Genomic DNA, 15,582 nt, shown 5'->3' with positions numbered 1-15,582 from the left:
AAAAATTTAGGTTTTGGACCGGTTGGTATTGCTAACTCCAGAGATTACATGCCCTGTTGGGGCGACACTGGAGGCGGCATTGCAATGACCCGTTTGATCATCAAAGAAAAAGTCGGGCTCGAACTCCTTTAGAAACTCGCGCTTGGATAAGCCTCCAAGAAACATCGCCTCATCCACATCAATTCCCCAGTTCATCAAAGTGCGAATGGCACGCTCATGAGCTGGTGCCGAGCGAGCTGTTACTAAAGCAGTGCGGATGCGCATTTCATTTTTAGGTTCAGCATCGGTTTGCAGTTGGTGAAGGGCTGCAAGCAAGGGCTTAAAGGGGCCTGGCGGCAATGGAATGGCAGCACGTTGACTCTCATGATCAACAAACGCCTTTAGGCCTTGATCCTGAAAAACTTGTTCGGCCTCATCTGAAAATAAAACAGCATCTCCGTCAAAGGCAATGCGGATTTCATTGGGATTATTTTCAGCCATTTTGGTTGATTCTGGGTAGACGCGCGCAGCCGGAAAACCGGCGTCAAGCGTGGCGCGTACATCTTCTTCGTTTGCTGATAAGAAAAGGTTGGCTTGTAGCGATTTTAAGTAGTGATACGGCGGCCTACCGCGGGTAAAGACACCGCGTTCAATGCTAAGACCATGGTGTTTGGCAGAACGAAATACGCGCAAACCACTGACCGGATCATTACGTGACAGAATCACAACTTCGACGCGTGGCTGATCTTGATTAAAGCGCAGTAATTTTTTAACGAGAGGAAAAGCAACACCCACTTGGGCTGGAATCGCTAGGCGTTCTAGCTGCAATTTCATATAGGCACTGTCATCACTCTCTTCAAACAGGCGGTTTTCCTCTTCAAAATCAAAGAGCGCTCTCGATGAAATGGCAACGACTAGTTTTCCAGCGAGGGTATAGGACATCTTATTTTAGGAATAGGCGGTACGCAGGATTCTTGCTTTCATCCCAATGAGGATAGCCTAAAGTCGTCAAAAATTGTTTAAAGGCTGGCTGTTCGTTCTTCGGTACCTGAATACCCAATAAGATTTGTCCATAATCAGCCCCGTGATTGCGGTAGTGAAACAAACTGATATTCCAATTCGGGGCTAGGCTATCCAGAAAGCGCATCAGCGCACCTGGGCGTTCTGGAAACTCAAAACGATAGAGTAGTTCGTCTTTGGCCAAAGCAGAACTACCCCCAACCATGTGCCGTAGATGGGTTTTGGCCAACTCATCATGGCTTAGATCAATAGTTGCAAAGCCGGCTTTACGAAAGGCGCTGGCAATGGTTTTGTTATCACCTGCACGTTGGGTTCCGATGCCAACAAAAATATGCGCTTGATCGGCATGAGCGATGCGATAGTTAAATTCAGTAACGTTGCGTTTACCAAGCATTTTGCAAAAGGCTCTGAATGAGCCTCGCTCTTCGGGAATGGTGACCGCAAAGATCGCCTCACGAAATTCACCCACATCGGCACGCTCAGCCACAAATCGTAGACGACTGAAATTCATATTGGCACCACACGCAATGGCCACCAGGGTTTTCTTTTTGAGGTGATGCTTCTCAACGTATTTCTTTAAACCTGCAATGGCGAGTGCGCCTGCGGGCTCCAAAATACTGCGCGTGTCGGTAAAAACATCATTGATCGCAGCACAGATTTCATCGGTATCGACTAAGACAATGTCGTCAACCACCTGTTGGCAGACCTTAAAGGTTTCCTTGCCCACCTGCTTGACCGCGGTGCCATCTGAGAACAAACCAACTTCCTTCAGTTCAATGCGCTTACCCAGTTGCAAAGACTGTTTCATGGCATCTGAGTCGACCGTTTGCACGCCAATCACTTTGATCTTGGGTCTCACTGATTTGATATAGGCGCCGATTCCAGAGATCAGTCCCCCTCCGCCAATTGCCACAAAAATGGCATCAATTGGATCAGGGTGTTGATCGAGGATTTCTTTAGCAATCGTGCCTTGACCAGCAATCACGTCTGGATCATCAAAAGGGTGGATAAAGGTATACCCCTTCTTTTTTTGAAGCAGTTGAGCTTCTTGATAGGCATCGCTGTAAGAATCGCCGGTTAAGACCAGCTCCACCCACTTGCCACCATGAGCCTTCACTGCATCAATTTTGACCTGAGGGGTGGTGATTGGCATCACAATCACCGCCTTGCATTTGAGTTTGGCAGCGGATAGTGCAACCCCTTGCGCATGATTGCCAGCAGAGGCTGCAATCACTCCCTTTTTAAGAGCCGCCGGGCTCAATCCGGCCATTTTGTTATATGCACCACGCAACTTAAATGAGAAGACCGGTTGACTGTCTTCCCGCTTTAAAAGAATCGTGTTTTGGAAGCGGGTGCTTAGCTCCCGGGCCTTTTCTAACTCTGTTATTCGTGCAAGGTCGTAGACCTTAGCGTTGTTAATTCGGTTTAAATAATCATTTTTCATCACGAAAGCGTACCATGCTTGGTACATAAGTCCTTAAATTAATTCAGTATTGTGCCAAATTGATTGGCAACGGGAATGATCAAGCTCATCTAAAATAGAGCTTTAATCGACTGGCCACCATGAACGCACCTATCTCCTTAGATAGCTTGTCTGAGATCGATACGCAATCCCATCGTCTTCGTGAGATTCCGTATAACTACACCTCATTTTCCGATCGGGAGATCGTTATTCGTCTTTTGGGGGTCAAGGCTTGGGAAATTTTGGAGCAGTTACGGAGTGTGCGACGCACAGGCCGCTCTGCCAGGATGCTATTTGAGGTGCTTGGCGATATTTGGGTTGTCGAGCGCAATCCTTACTTGCAAGATGATTTACTAGATAACCCCAAACGTCGCGAAGCACTCATTCAAGCCTTGTGGCATCGTTTGGGTGAAGTTGAAAAAAGGATCTCGGGAGATTTTGCTGAGCAGGTCAACGATTTACTATCAGCCGCTCGCATTGCAGTGAAATCCTTTGCGAATAACTTTCAAACCGTTTCGCAATTGCGCAAGCAGGCCAAGAGAGTATTTAGCAAATTTACGCATGTCGACAATATCGCATTTGACGGAATGTCGCGCGTTGCGCACGTGACCGATGCAACCGATTGGCGAATTGAGTATCCATTTGTTGTTCTCAAGCCAGACACCGAAGCAGAAATCCCGAACTTGGTCAGAGCTTGCATTGAGTTGGGACTCACCATTGTTCCGCGCGGCGGCGGCACGGGTTATACCGGTGGCGCAATTCCAATGGTGGCAATGTCGGCAGTGATTAATACGGAGAAGTTAATTGATCTTGGAGCGGTCGTACATTCTGTATTGCCTGGCCTAAGTGCTCCGGTGCCCACGATTTTCTCTGGGGCGGGTGTTGTGACCCGTCGTGTAGCGGATGCTGCAGAAAAACAAGGACTCGTTTTTGCTGTCGATCCAACTTCGGCCGATGCTAGTTGCATTGGCGGAAACATTGCCATGAACGCAGGCGGCAAGAAAGCCGTTTTGTGGGGAACCGCACTGGATAACCTGGCCAGTTGGCGCATGGTCGATCCTGATGGAAATTGGTTAGACATTGAGCGGCTTGACCACAATCTTGGCAAGATTCATGATCAAGGTATTGCCCGGTTTCGTTTGATCTGGTCGGATGGTAAGGCGGCACCTCAAGCCAAGGTTTTACGTTCTGAGGTTTTAGAAATCGAGGGCGCTAAATTTAGGAAAGCAGGTTTAGGTAAGGATGTAACAGATAAATTTTTATCCGGCTTACCGGGAATTCAAAAAGAAGGTTGCGATGGTCTGATTACGAGTGCCACCTGGATTTTGCATCGCATGCCAAAACATATGCGCACTGTTTGTTTGGAGTTTTTCGGCCAAGCACGTGAAGCCATTCCCAGTATTGTTGAGATCAAAGCGTATTTGGATGATTTAAGTAAAAAGGGTGGACCCCTTTTAGCTGGACTAGAGCACCTCGATGACCGCTATTTAAAAGCGGTGGGGTATTCCACAAAATCCAAACGCAACGGTTTGCCCAAGATGGTGCTCATCGGTGATATCGCTGGTGAGGATGAGGAGGCGGTTGCTGCCGCGACTAGCGAAGTAGTGCGTATGGCTAATCGGCGTGTGGGCGAAGGCTTTGTGGCAGTGAGCGCTGAGGCGCGTAAGAAGTTTTGGTTAGATCGAGCAAGAACTGCTGCGATTGCAAAGCATACCAATGCGTTCAAGATTAACGAGGATGTGGTGATTCCGCTCGAGCGAATGGGCGAGTACACCGACGGAATTGATCAAATCAACATCGAGCTATCGCTTAAAAATAAAATTCAGTTACTCGATGCCCTCGAGCAATATATCAATCAAGCGACGCTCCCGATTCGTGCGAATGAGGAAATTGAGGATATTTCACGAGCGGAAATGGTGGGCGATCGCGTCATTCAGGCCCAGGCACTCCTGAGTGAAGTAAGGATCCTTTGGACGGAGTGGTTGGAGAAAATTGATCAGTTTTTCCCACAGTTACAAGATGGAACCCTGCGCGCCTCTTGGAAGAGGGAGTTGCTAGCTCCGCTGCAAGTCATCTTTGGCGGTTCCACGTTTGATTTGGTACTGAAAGAAATTAAATCAATTCATCAGAAGATATTGCGTAAACGCGTATTCGTTGCCTTACATATGCACGCCGGGGATGGCAATGTTCACACCAATATTCCAGTGAATTCGGACGATTATGAGATGTTGCAAGATGCGCATCGTGCGGTTGATCGCATTATGGTTTTAGCGCGCTCCTTAGATGGTGTGATTTCGGGTGAGCATGGCATTGGTATTACAAAATTAGAGTACCTCACCGATGAGGAGCTAAGGGAATTTCGTTCCTATAAAAATCGAGTGGATCCAAACGGTCACTTTAATAAGGGCAAGCTGATGCCTAATGCCAATTTGCAAATGGCATACACCCCAAGCTTTGGACTCATGGGTCACGAATCGATCATCATGCAACAAAGCGATATCGGAGCAATTGCCGATAGCGTAAAAGATTGTTTGCGGTGCGGAAAGTGCAAGCCAGTCTGTGCAACTCATGTTCCTCGGGCAAATTTGTTATATAGCCCCAGAGACAAAATTCTTGCCACCTCATTGCTAATCGAAGCATTTTTATATGAAGAGCAAACCCGCCGCGGGGTATCGATTCGGCATTGGGAAATGTTTGATGATGTTGCTGCGCACTGTACGGTTTGTCATAAGTGCCATACGCCCTGCCCCGTCAAAATCGATTTTGGTGATGTCACCATGAACATGCGCAATCTATTGCGCAAGATGGGGCAGCGCCGCTTTAACCCGGGTACTAGTGCCTCGATGCTGTTTCTCAATGCAACCAATCCAGAAACTATCCGGATGAGTCGCAAAGTGATGATTGAGTGGGGTTATGGCTTACAGCGATTTGCCCATCAGTTACTCAAAAAATGGGCTGTTAAACAGACGCAATCCCCACCCGCGACGGTTGGTAAGCCTGCTTTGAAAGAGCAGGTCATTTATTTTGTGAATAAGAAGATGCCCGGCAACTTACCCAAAAAGACCGCCCGCGCACTTTTGGATATTGAGAATGCAGACTACGTGCCGATCATTCGTAATCCTTTAGAGACGAGCGTTGATTCGGAAGCTGTTTTCTATTTCCCAGGATGCGGCTCGGAACGACTATTTTCACAAGTGGGACTGGCGACCCAGGCAATGCTTTGGCATGCTGGTGTGCAAACGGTACTACCCCCCGGATATTTATGCTGCGGTTATCCGCAAAAGGGAAATGGCGACTTTGATAAAGCTGAGAAGATGATTACGGATAACCGGGTGTTGTTTCATCGGGTTGCCAATACCTTGAACTATCTCGATATCAAAACGGTCGTGGTTTCCTGTGGCACTTGTTACGATCAACTAGCGGGCTATCAGTTTGATCAAATCTTCCCAGGTTGTCGAATCATTGATATTCATGAGTACTTGCTCGAGAAAGGGCTCAAACTTGAGGGTGTTGAGGGAGTTCGATACATGTACCACGATCCATGCCACACCCCTATGAAGCTTCAGGATCCGTTGAAGACAGTCAATGAGCTCATTGGACTTGAGGATGGCACAGCGATTGTGAAGAACGAGCGTTGCTGTGGTGAGTCCGGTACGCTGGCGATTACTCGACCAGATATTTCAACTCAAGTGCGTTATCGCAAGCAAATTGAAATGGAAAAGGGTGCGACCGATTTAAGAAAAGACTTTACGGGTGAGGTTAAAGTATTAACTAGTTGCCCATCCTGTTTACAAGGTTTATCGCGTTTTGATAGCGATAGCGATACCAAAGCAGATTACATTGTGGTTGAAATGGCCAAGCATTTGTTGGGTGACAATTGGCTTGAAAGCTACGTAAGCAAGGCCAACCAAGGCGGAATTGAAAGGGTATTGGTGTAATGATTCCAAGCAATTTAATCGTGCATGAGAACTCAAAGGTTCTCGAGCTTCAATACGAGCAAGGCAAGAGCTATCGTTTGCCTTTTGAGTTTTTACGTGTCTACTCACCCTCAGCTGAAGTGCGTGGTCATGGACCGGGGCAAGAGGTCTTGCAAACCGGCAAGCGAGACGTTGCTATCGTAAACATTGAGCCAGTTGGTCATTACGCAATTAAGCCAACCTTTTCAGATGGTCATGACTCAGGTCTTTATTCATGGGACTATTTGTATGAGTTATGTGAAAACCAAGAGTCTTTGTGGAATGAGTATCTTGAACGCTGCAAACTCGCCGGTGTTGATCGTGATGCTGCCATGGTAAATAAATCCCATGGTTGTGGGCACTAGATATGTCAAAAACCCATTTTGGATATCAAAGCGTTGATGAATCTCAAAAGGCCGAGAAAGTTGCCGAGGTCTTTCATTCAGTAGCGGCGAAGTACGACATCATGAATGATCTGATGTCAGCCGGTTTGCATCGGCTCTGGAAAAAATTTACCTTAGCCCAAGCGAACGTTAAGCCCGGCGACCGGGTGCTTGATATTGCCGGTGGAACTGGTGACCTCGCTTACGCCTTTGCGCAGTCCGCGCAGTGGGGCATTCATCCCGAGGCTGAGGTCTGGTTAAGCGATATCAACGCATCCATGCTATCGGTAGGTCGAGATCGACTTTTGGATCGCGGTCTTGCAATCCCATGCATTCAGTTTGATGCTGAACAGATCCCCTTCCCAAATCACTATTTTGATGTGGTGAGCGTTGCATTTGGTCTGCGGAATATGACGCATAAAGAACTCGCCTTGGCAGAAATGGCGAGGGTGATTCGACCTGGGGGTAAGGTTCTGATTTTGGAGTTTTCCAAGCCAGACCCACTAATAGCCCCAATGTATGACCTGTATTCCTTTAAGGTATTGCCATGGCTCGGTGATAAGGTGGCCAAAGATGCCGCTAGCTACCAATACTTAGCAGAATCGATTCGGATGCATCCAGACGCACAAACCCTCAAAGTCATGATGGAGGCGGCCGGATTTGATGAGGTCCATACCCATAGGATGACTGGGGGTATCGTTGCTTTGCATCTTGGTATTAAATATTAGTTATTCACTGTAAAGTAGTGCTTACAGATCGCAGACAGGAGACTGATTCAATGAAAAGTACTTATTTAAAAGCCAGTGTTTTTGCACTGTCCTTTGCATTCCTATCGGTTGGGCATGTTGCTGTTGTTGATGCAAAGCGTTTGGGTGGTGGATCGAGTATCGGCCGCTCAGCCAACGCACCTAAGCAAAAACAAGCACAACCTCCGGCCCAGCAAAAACCAGCACAGCAAGCTCAACAACCTGCTGCGGCACCTGCTCAAGCTGCTGCCCCAGCCGCTGCAGCGAAGCGTTCTGGCTTAGGTGGGATGTTGGGCGGTCTTGCGGCAGGTCTTGGAATTGCTTACCTACTTTCGCATTTTGGTTTAGGTGAAGCTGCTGCTTCATTTTTGACAGGACTCTTATTGGCCGTCTTAGTTGGTTTTGCATTGCTATTCGTATTGCGTCGCTTCATGCCAGCCAGTGCCAAAAATATGCCAAGCCCAGTGCCTGCCTCTAATGGAATGCAAAGAAGCGCAAGGCAAGAACCCGCATTTACGCCTAGTCATCCAGTGAATACTGGATTTGGATCACCAATTCCAATGCTTGATGAGGCTCCTGCTTATCAACTGCCTGAAGGCTTTGATCAAATTGCATTTTTGGCTAATGCAAAACACTACTTCACGCGTTTGCAAAAGGCTTGGGATGCTGGCGACCTTGAGGCATTGCGTGAATTTACAACCCCCGAAATGTTTGCCAGCTTGCAACGCGATCTGCAGGGCCGCGCTGAAGGTACAAATCATACCGATGTGGTTACGCTAAACGCTGAACTCTTGGGCGTTGAGACCGATGCGAATACCTACCTGTGTAGCGTTGAGTTCACAGGCATGATTCGGGAGCAGGCAGATGGACCCGCTGAACCATTTAGGGAAGTTTGGAATCTATCCAAGCCTGTCAACGGCCCCGGAGGCTGGGTTCTAGCTGGTATTCAGCAATTGGTTTAAGCTTAAACCTTTCCCCCACCGGAAAACCCGCCTTGTGCGGGTTTTTTACACTATGAACCTGCGTTTTGATTTGCCAAAAACGGCCTTGGTGCGCGCCATAAATCATGTCCTTGAGCGTGAGGAATGGGCTTTGCGTGATTTGAGTAATCATCAAGGGCGGGTGATCGAGTTGATTTTGCCAATTGGCTCGATGCAATGGCAAATTCAAGATAATTCCTTCATTGCTCTTTTGTCTGAGGTGCATCCGCATCCTGATTTGGTTTTAGAAGTCGATGCTAATAGCTTTTTAGCGCTTAGTGCCCCTCAAGGGACCATCAAAGACCGGGCGATGAGAGCCGTCAAAATAACGGGTGATGCCCAATTGGCTCAATTGATCGCTAAGCTATCAAACCAATTGCGTTGGGAGTATGAAGAGGATTTAGCCAAAATGATTGGTGATGCACCTGCGCATTTTATTTGTAAACAAGCCAAGCGTTTTGCTCAAGCGACAGAGAAAGCAATTCTTGATTTGCAAGGAAATATGGTCGAGTACCTAAGTGAGGAAAAAAAAGTCTTATTACATCAACGCGATTTTGTTTCTCATAAAATGCAGATTCAGGCAGTTCGTGATGCGGTTGAGCGCCTTGAAAAACGAATTTCCTTTTTACAAAAAAGTCGGGATTAATTGTGAGTCGTATTGTTCGCCTAAGCATCATTTTCTATACGGCTTGGCGCTTTAATTTATTTGGGCTGATTCGCGATAATTTGAGACCCGGTGTGCGCCGGTTCTTTCTTGAACTGATTGCATCAACCTCCCCAAGTCAGCTACCTCGTGGCGAGCGGATTCGCTTAGCGCTTGAGGCGCTTGGCCCAATTTTTGTCAAATTTGGTCAGGTCCTATCGACCCGCAGGGATTTATTGCCCGATGATGTGTCTAATGAACTTGCAAAGCTGCAAGATCGCGTCCCACCTTTTTCTAATGAGCAATCCAAAGCAATTATTGAAAAAGCGTTGGGGCACCCGATCGAGGTGATTTTTTCATCGTTTGATGCAACACCCGTGGCGAGCGCATCGGTGGCACAGGTTCATTTTGGAGTCTTGCGGGGCAACGAGACACATCCCGAGTGGGCCAATAAAGAGATCGCCATCAAAGTATTACGCCCTGGCATTTTGCCGGTGATTGAGAGCGACTTGGCTTTAATGCATGACTTGGCACGTATTGTCGAGAAAGTCTCTGAAGATGGTCGACGACTCAAGCCACGAGAGGTGGTTGCTGAATTTGATACTTATTTGCACGATGAACTTGATCTGATGCGCGAAGCGGCGAATGCGAGCCAATTGCGCCGCAATTTTGCAGACTCCGACAAACTCATGATTCCTGAAATGATTTGGGATCTATGCCACACCAATGTGATTGTGATGGAGCGGATGTATGGTGTTTCGATTGGGAAAACGCATGAGCTGCGCGCCGCAGGAGTTGATTTTAAGAAACTTGCTATTGATGGCGTTGAGATCTTTTTTACTCAAGTATTTGAGTATGGCTTCTTCCATGCGGACATGCACCCAGGAAATATCTTAGTCAGTTTGGACTCCAACACCTTCGGCCGATATATTTCTCTCGACTTTGGGATTGTTGGAAATTTGAGCGAGTTTGATAAGAATTATTTGGCTCAGAATTTCTTGGCATTCTTTAATCGTGATTACCGGCGCGTTGCCGAGTTACACATTGAATCCGGTTGGGTTCCCGCCAATACCCGTTTAGAAGAGTTGGAGGGGGCGGTTCGCACCGTTTGCGAACCCTATTTTGATCGACCGCTCAAAGATATTTCCTTGGGTATTGTGTTGATGCGACTCTTTCAAACATCACGTCGCTTTAAGGTTGAAATTCAGCCGCAACTCACTTTATTGCAAAAGACCCTCTTGAATGTGGAGGGCTTAGGTCGTCAATTGGATCCTGACCTCGATCTTTGGAAAACAGCTAAACCTATTTTGGAGCGTTGGGTTAGTCAGCAGCTTGGTTTGAGAGGTCTGATTGATGGACTAAAGAAAGAGGCGCCCAACTGGGCAAAGATATTGCCGACCCTGCCACGTCTCATTGCTGAAAACCTAGAACAGGTTCATCGTAAAGAGCAGCGGCCGGAGTTTGATTTGCTAAAACAGCTGTTAATCGATGAGCGACGCAAACGGCGCCAATGGCTTGGAGTCGCTTTATTCCTCAGTGGATTCTTGGTGGGCGCTCTTTTGGTTTTGGTCCGAATCCATTCGATTTAGGTCTAATTCGCCTGAATTGGCCTTAACTCGCTAAAATAGCGGGTTAGGCACAAATTCTCATGAAAAAATACTTTATTGCTGGCATTTTGGTTTGGATACCGATGGCGGTCACGATTTGGGTGATCACCTGGGGGCTGGGTGTCATCGATCAAATTTTCGGCTGGGTAATGTCGGCCATCATTACGGTTTCGCCTGGTCAGTTCTCTGGGGAGCTGCGGCATTTCCGTGAAATCCCAGGACTTGGGATTCTGATCGTGTTGGCGGTGATTGGATTTACGGGCTTTCTCGCTATTAATTTTGCAGGCCAGTGGTGGCTCAAGCTTTGGGACCGAACCGTGACCCGCATCCCAATCGTGCGCTCCATTTATTCGAGTGTGAAACAGGTTTCCTCCACATTATTTTCTGGAAACAACCAAGCATTTCGCAAAGCCCTGTTGATTCGTTATCCGCATCTTGAGTCATGGGTAATTGCTTTTCAAACGGGCACTGCAGCGCCTGAAGTGAACAATAAGTTGGGCGGTGAATATGTCAATGTATTTTTGCCCACCACACCGAATCCAACCTCTGGTTTTTTTATGATTGTGCCGCGCGCCAATGTGATCGAGCTGGATATGAGCGTTCAAGAAGCGCTTAAGCATATTGTGTCGATGGGTTCGGTGGCACCTCGAATCGCTCAACCCAAGACCCCCAATCAACCTCATTAGGAATACATATGTCGATGCGCAGTCATACCTGTGGTCAGGTTACTGATTCTTTAATTGGTCAAGAAATTACTCTCGCTGGCTGGGTCAATCGCCGGCGCGATCATGGCGGTGTCATTTTTATTGACCTACGTGATCGAGAGGGTTTTGTGCAAGTGGTTTGTGACCCAGACCGCCCCGATATGTTTAAACAGGCCGAAGAGGTTCGTAACGAATACTGTATTCAAATTAAAGGCTTGGTTCGCGCAAGACCCGCTGGAACCGAGAACCCAGACTTAGTGAGCGGTAAGGTTGAGGTTCTGTGCCACGACCTGCATGTATTAAATGCATCGGTAACCCCACCATTTCAGCTTGATGATGACAACCTCTCTGAAACGACGCGCTTGACCCATCGGGTCTTGGATTTACGTCGTCCGCAAATGCAAAAGAATTTGCGTTTGCGTTATCAGGTTGCTATGGAAACAAGACGTTATTTAGATGCAGCCGGATTTATTGACATTGAAACGCCAATGCTCACCAAAAGTACTCCAGAGGGAGCGCGCGATTATCTGGTGCCGTCACGCGTCCACGACGGTCAATTCTTTGCTTTGCCCCAATCGCCCCAATTATTTAAGCAATTATTAATGGTGGCTGGCTTTGATCGCTATTACCAAATTACAAAATGCTTTCGTGATGAAGATTTGCGCGCTGATCGCCAACCTGAATTTACGCAAATTGATTGTGAAACCGCATTCTTAGATGAGCTTGAGATCCGCTCTCTCTTTGAAAATATGATGCGACATATTTTCAAAACCGTGATGAAGGTGGAGCTGCCCAATCCATTCCCAATCATGCCGTATTCAGAAGGGATGGCGCGCTATGGTTCCGATAAACCCGATTTACGGGTTGCGATGGAATTTACCGAGTTAACCGACCTGATGCGTGATGTGGATTTCAAAGTATTTTCGGGACCCGCCAATCAAGAAGGTGGTCGGGTTGTGGCCTTATGTGTTCCTGGTGGAGCGGAAATCAGCCGTAGCGAAATCGATGATTACACGCAATTTGTAGCCATCTATGGCGCTAAGGGCTTGGCATGGATTAAGGTCAATTCAGTTGCAGAGGGACGCAATGGATTGCAGTCGCCGATTGTAAAAAATCTACACGATGCTGCAATTGCCGGAATATTAGAGAGAACCAAAGCAAAAGATGGCGACCTGATTTTCTTTGGTGCGGATAAAACCAAGGTCGTGAATGATGCGATTGGAAATCTCCGCCTGCGGATCGGTCATTCGGATTGGGGTAAGAAACACGGTCTCTTTACGGAAGGCTGGAAGCCATTATGGGTGGTTGATTTCCCCATGTTTGATTACGATGAAGATGATGCCCGTTGGGTTGCCTGTCATCATCCCTTCACCAGCCCCAAAGATGAACATCTGAAGCTGTTGGAAACCGATCCCGGCAAATGCCTGGCAAAAGCCTATGACATGGTATTGAATGGTAGCGAGATCGGTGGGGGATCGGTACGTATTCATCAAGAGGCTGTCCAAAGTCAGGTGTTTCGTGCCCTGAAGATTGGTCCGGACGAAGCAAAAGCAAAATTTGGTTTCTTATTGGATGCTTTGCAATACGGCGCTCCTCCCCACGGAGGAATTGCATTTGGATTGGATCGTATTGTGACCATGATGACGGGGGCGGAATCAATCCGCGATGTGATTGCCTTCCCCAAGACTCAGCGCGCACAATGCTTGTTAACGCAAGCCCCAAGTCCTGTCGATGAGCGTCAATTGCGTGAACTGCATATCCGCTTACGCAATACCAATCCGGTGGGTTGATTTGAAAATCCCGATTTCAGTTTTAGTCCTTATTCATAACAGAAATCGGGAAGTTCTCTTACTCGAGCGAGCAGATCGGCCAGGATTTTGGCAATCGGTCACTGGTAGTCTTAATTTTATCGATGAGCCACTCGAAAGCACTGCAATTCGAGAGGTGGCCGAAGAGACAGGTATCGACGTCCAAGCCTTGCCTTTAGGCTCCCTACAAAATCTTCATCGCGCTGTGCAGTATGAGATTTATCCAGGGTGGCGTCATCGCTACCCCCCGGGGGTAGAGCGCAATACCGAGTACTGGTTTGCTCTGGAGGTTCCCACAAATACTGCGATTCGGTTAGCGCCTCGGGAGCATCTACAGTATGTTTGGTTGCCGTATCAAGAGGCTGCACAAAAGTGTTTTTCTCATACCAATCGGGATGCCATTTTGCAGTTCTATAGCGATCCCTCTAAGCTGGCATCATGAGAGGCGCTCAGAACCGGCCATCGGGTGGTATGTTGCCAATCAAGCGAGCCGCAAATCGTTCGGATTGGCAAGTCATTAAAGATCTTTTGCCGTATCTATTTGAGCATCGCTTTCGAGTTCTCTTTGCCATGTTGTGCTTAGTGGCAGCCAAATTTGCTAACTTGGGCGTCCCGATTGTTTTAAAGGACCTGATTGATGCCATGAACATCAAACCCGGTTCTTTGCAAAGTTATTTAATCGTTCCTGCTGGCCTGATTGTGGGATACGGTGCCTTACGCTTACTTGCTTCGTTGTTTTCAGAGTTACGCGAATTACTTTTTGCAAAAGTGACTCAAAGTGCTGTGCGCAAGATTGCGTTACAAGTATTTGAGCATTTGCATGCCTTGAGTTTGCAGTTTCATTTGGGCCGCCAGACTGGCGGAGTGAGTCGCGATATTGAACGTGGCACACGCGGCATTCAAACTCTGGTTTCATTCTCGCTCTACAGTATTTTGCCAACCATGATTGAATTCGCCTTGGTGTTGGCATATTTCGCCTACAACTACGATATTTGGTTTGCGATCATTACCTTTGTTGCATTAGTCATCTATATTTTTTATACGATCAAGGTAACTGAATGGCGTACCTATTATCGGCGAACGATGAATGAAATGGACTCAAAAGCCAATCAAAGAGCGATTGACTCCTTAATTAATTTTGAAACCGTGAAGTATTTTGGAAATGAACATTTTGAATCACGTCGCTACGATGAAAATCTCAAGCATTATCAGTCTGCTGCGATCCTCTCTCAACAATCCTTAGCTATTCTCAATCTAGGTCAGCAGGCGATTATTGCGATTGGCTTAGTTTTAATCCTATGGCGAGCCACTCAGGGTGTAGTCGATGGATCGATGACCTTGGGTGACTTAGTCCTAGTGAATACGCTGATGATTCAGTTATATATCCCCTTAAATTTCTTGGGGGTGATTTATCGTGAAATGAAGCAGTCGATCACCGATATGGATCATATGTTCATGCTTTTGAATGAAGACCAAGAAATTAAAGACTCTAAAGATGCCAAGCCTTTACTTATCCGGGATTTTGCTAAGGGTCCCGAGGTTCGGTTTGAGCATGTCTACTTTTCGTATAACGAGAAGCGTGAGATTTTGAAGGATCTGAGTTTTACGATTCCAGCCGGGACGATTACTGCGGTGGTTGGGCAAAGTGGGGCTGGTAAAAGTACTTTAGCAAGACTGCTCTTTCGCTTCTACGATGTGCAGTCAGGCGCGATCCTATTGGATGGCCAAAATATTCAAGATGTGGAGCAAGCCAGCCTGCGAAAAGTGATTGGCATTGTTCCTCAAGACACCGTCTTGTTCAATGACACAATTGCCTACAACATTGCCTATGGAAGTCCACAAGCAAGTCGTGAGGCAATTGTGGAAGCGGCACGTGCCGCACAGATGAGCCAGTTTATTGAACACCTGCCAGAGGGGTACGACACCCCTGTGGGTGAGCGCGGTCTCAAGCTCTCCGGTGGTGAGAAGCAACGGGTTGCGATCGCTCGCACACTCTTAAAGAAGCCCGCCTTATTGATTTTTGATGAAGCGACTTCGGCGCTCGATTCAAAGACCGAGCGCGCCTTTCAGGAAGAATTGTTCAATTTGGCAAAAAATCGGACCACATTAATCATTGCTCATCGACTATCAACGGTAGTCCATGCCGACCAAATCTTAGTGATGGAGCACGGGCAAATCATTGAACGCGGCACCCATTATGAGCTTTTAGAATCCAATGGTCGCTATGCTTCCATGTGGCAGTTACAAGAAAACGCACCGATTGACCCTGATCAAGCCATTGATAATTAGGCTTA

The 15,582-nt window shown here is 47.4% G+C and carries 12 protein-coding genes; 10 read left to right on the top strand and 2 right to left on the bottom strand.

Going from position 1 to position 15,582, the window contains the following annotated elements:
* Positions 1-6: 6 nt before the first annotated feature.
* Positions 7-921, bottom strand: coding sequence for a 5'-nucleotidase (locus AOC32_RS08925; RefSeq protein ID WP_108509116.1), 915 nt, complete (start codon positions 919-921; stop codon positions 7-9).
* Between the two features lies 1 nt (position 922).
* Positions 923-2,443, bottom strand: coding sequence for a threonine ammonia-lyase, biosynthetic (gene ilvA, locus AOC32_RS08920; protein WP_108509414.1), 1,521 nt, complete (start codon positions 2,441-2,443; stop codon positions 923-925).
* 119 nt (positions 2,444-2,562) lie between these two features.
* Between ilvA and AOC32_RS08915 the strand changes: the two genes are divergently transcribed.
* From AOC32_RS08915 to AOC32_RS08870, 10 genes are read left to right on the top strand one after another with little or no spacing between them, the layout of a single operon-like run.
* Entirely contained in the window at positions 2,563-6,399 is a 3,837-nt protein-coding gene (locus AOC32_RS08915) for a DUF3683 domain-containing protein (protein ID WP_108509115.1), read from the top strand.
* The gene (locus AOC32_RS08910; RefSeq protein ID WP_108509114.1) at positions 6,399-6,782 is read left to right on the top strand and encodes a gamma-butyrobetaine hydroxylase-like domain-containing protein; all 384 of its coding nucleotides are present in this window, start codon (positions 6,399-6,401) and stop codon (positions 6,780-6,782) included. The genes AOC32_RS08915 and AOC32_RS08910 overlap by 1 nt, the downstream gene beginning before the upstream one ends.
* Before the next feature lie 2 nt (positions 6,783-6,784).
* Entirely contained in the window at positions 6,785-7,528 is a 744-nt protein-coding gene (gene ubiE / locus AOC32_RS08905; RefSeq protein ID WP_108509113.1) for a bifunctional demethylmenaquinone methyltransferase/2-methoxy-6-polyprenyl-1,4-benzoquinol methylase UbiE, read from the top strand.
* A 50-nt stretch (positions 7,529-7,578) separates the two neighbouring features.
* Complete coding sequence (locus AOC32_RS08900) at positions 7,579-8,508, top strand: Tim44 domain-containing protein (RefSeq protein ID WP_108509112.1); 930 nt, start codon at positions 7,579-7,581, stop codon at positions 8,506-8,508.
* Positions 8,509-8,560: 52 nt separating this feature from the next.
* Entirely contained in the window at positions 8,561-9,172 is a 612-nt protein-coding gene (locus AOC32_RS08895; protein WP_108509111.1) for a ubiquinone biosynthesis accessory factor UbiJ, read from the top strand.
* A 2-nt stretch (positions 9,173-9,174) separates the two neighbouring features.
* Positions 9,175-10,758 (top strand): ubiquinone biosynthesis regulatory protein kinase UbiB, encoded by a 1,584-nt coding sequence (gene ubiB, locus AOC32_RS08890; RefSeq protein ID WP_108509110.1) that lies wholly within the window; start codon positions 9,175-9,177, stop codon positions 10,756-10,758.
* A gap of 59 nt (positions 10,759-10,817) precedes the next feature.
* Positions 10,818-11,462 (top strand): DUF502 domain-containing protein, encoded by a 645-nt coding sequence (locus tag AOC32_RS08885; RefSeq protein ID WP_108509109.1) that lies wholly within the window; start codon positions 10,818-10,820, stop codon positions 11,460-11,462.
* 8 nt (positions 11,463-11,470) lie between these two features.
* Positions 11,471-13,270 (top strand): aspartate--tRNA ligase, encoded by a 1,800-nt coding sequence (gene aspS, locus AOC32_RS08880; RefSeq protein ID WP_108509108.1) that lies wholly within the window; start codon positions 11,471-11,473, stop codon positions 13,268-13,270.
* Positions 13,212-13,730, top strand: coding sequence for a dihydroneopterin triphosphate diphosphatase (gene nudB, locus AOC32_RS08875; RefSeq protein WP_108509107.1), 519 nt, complete (start codon positions 13,212-13,214; stop codon positions 13,728-13,730). The genes aspS and nudB overlap by 59 nt, the downstream gene beginning before the upstream one ends.
* Positions 13,727-15,577 carry an ABCB family ABC transporter ATP-binding protein/permease gene (locus tag AOC32_RS08870; RefSeq protein ID WP_108509106.1) on the top strand — a complete coding sequence of 617 codons (1,851 nt, stop codon included), beginning with the start codon at positions 13,727-13,729 and terminating at the stop codon, positions 15,575-15,577. Before nudB ends, AOC32_RS08870 begins: the two co-directional genes overlap by 4 nt.
* The last annotated feature ends 5 nt before the right edge of the window (positions 15,578-15,582 follow it).

It is taken from the genome of Polynucleobacter acidiphobus (assembly GCF_003065385.1).
Taxonomy (GTDB): domain Bacteria; phylum Pseudomonadota; class Gammaproteobacteria; order Burkholderiales; family Burkholderiaceae; genus Polynucleobacter; species Polynucleobacter acidiphobus.
This window is presented reverse-complemented; position numbering and strand designations above follow the sequence as displayed.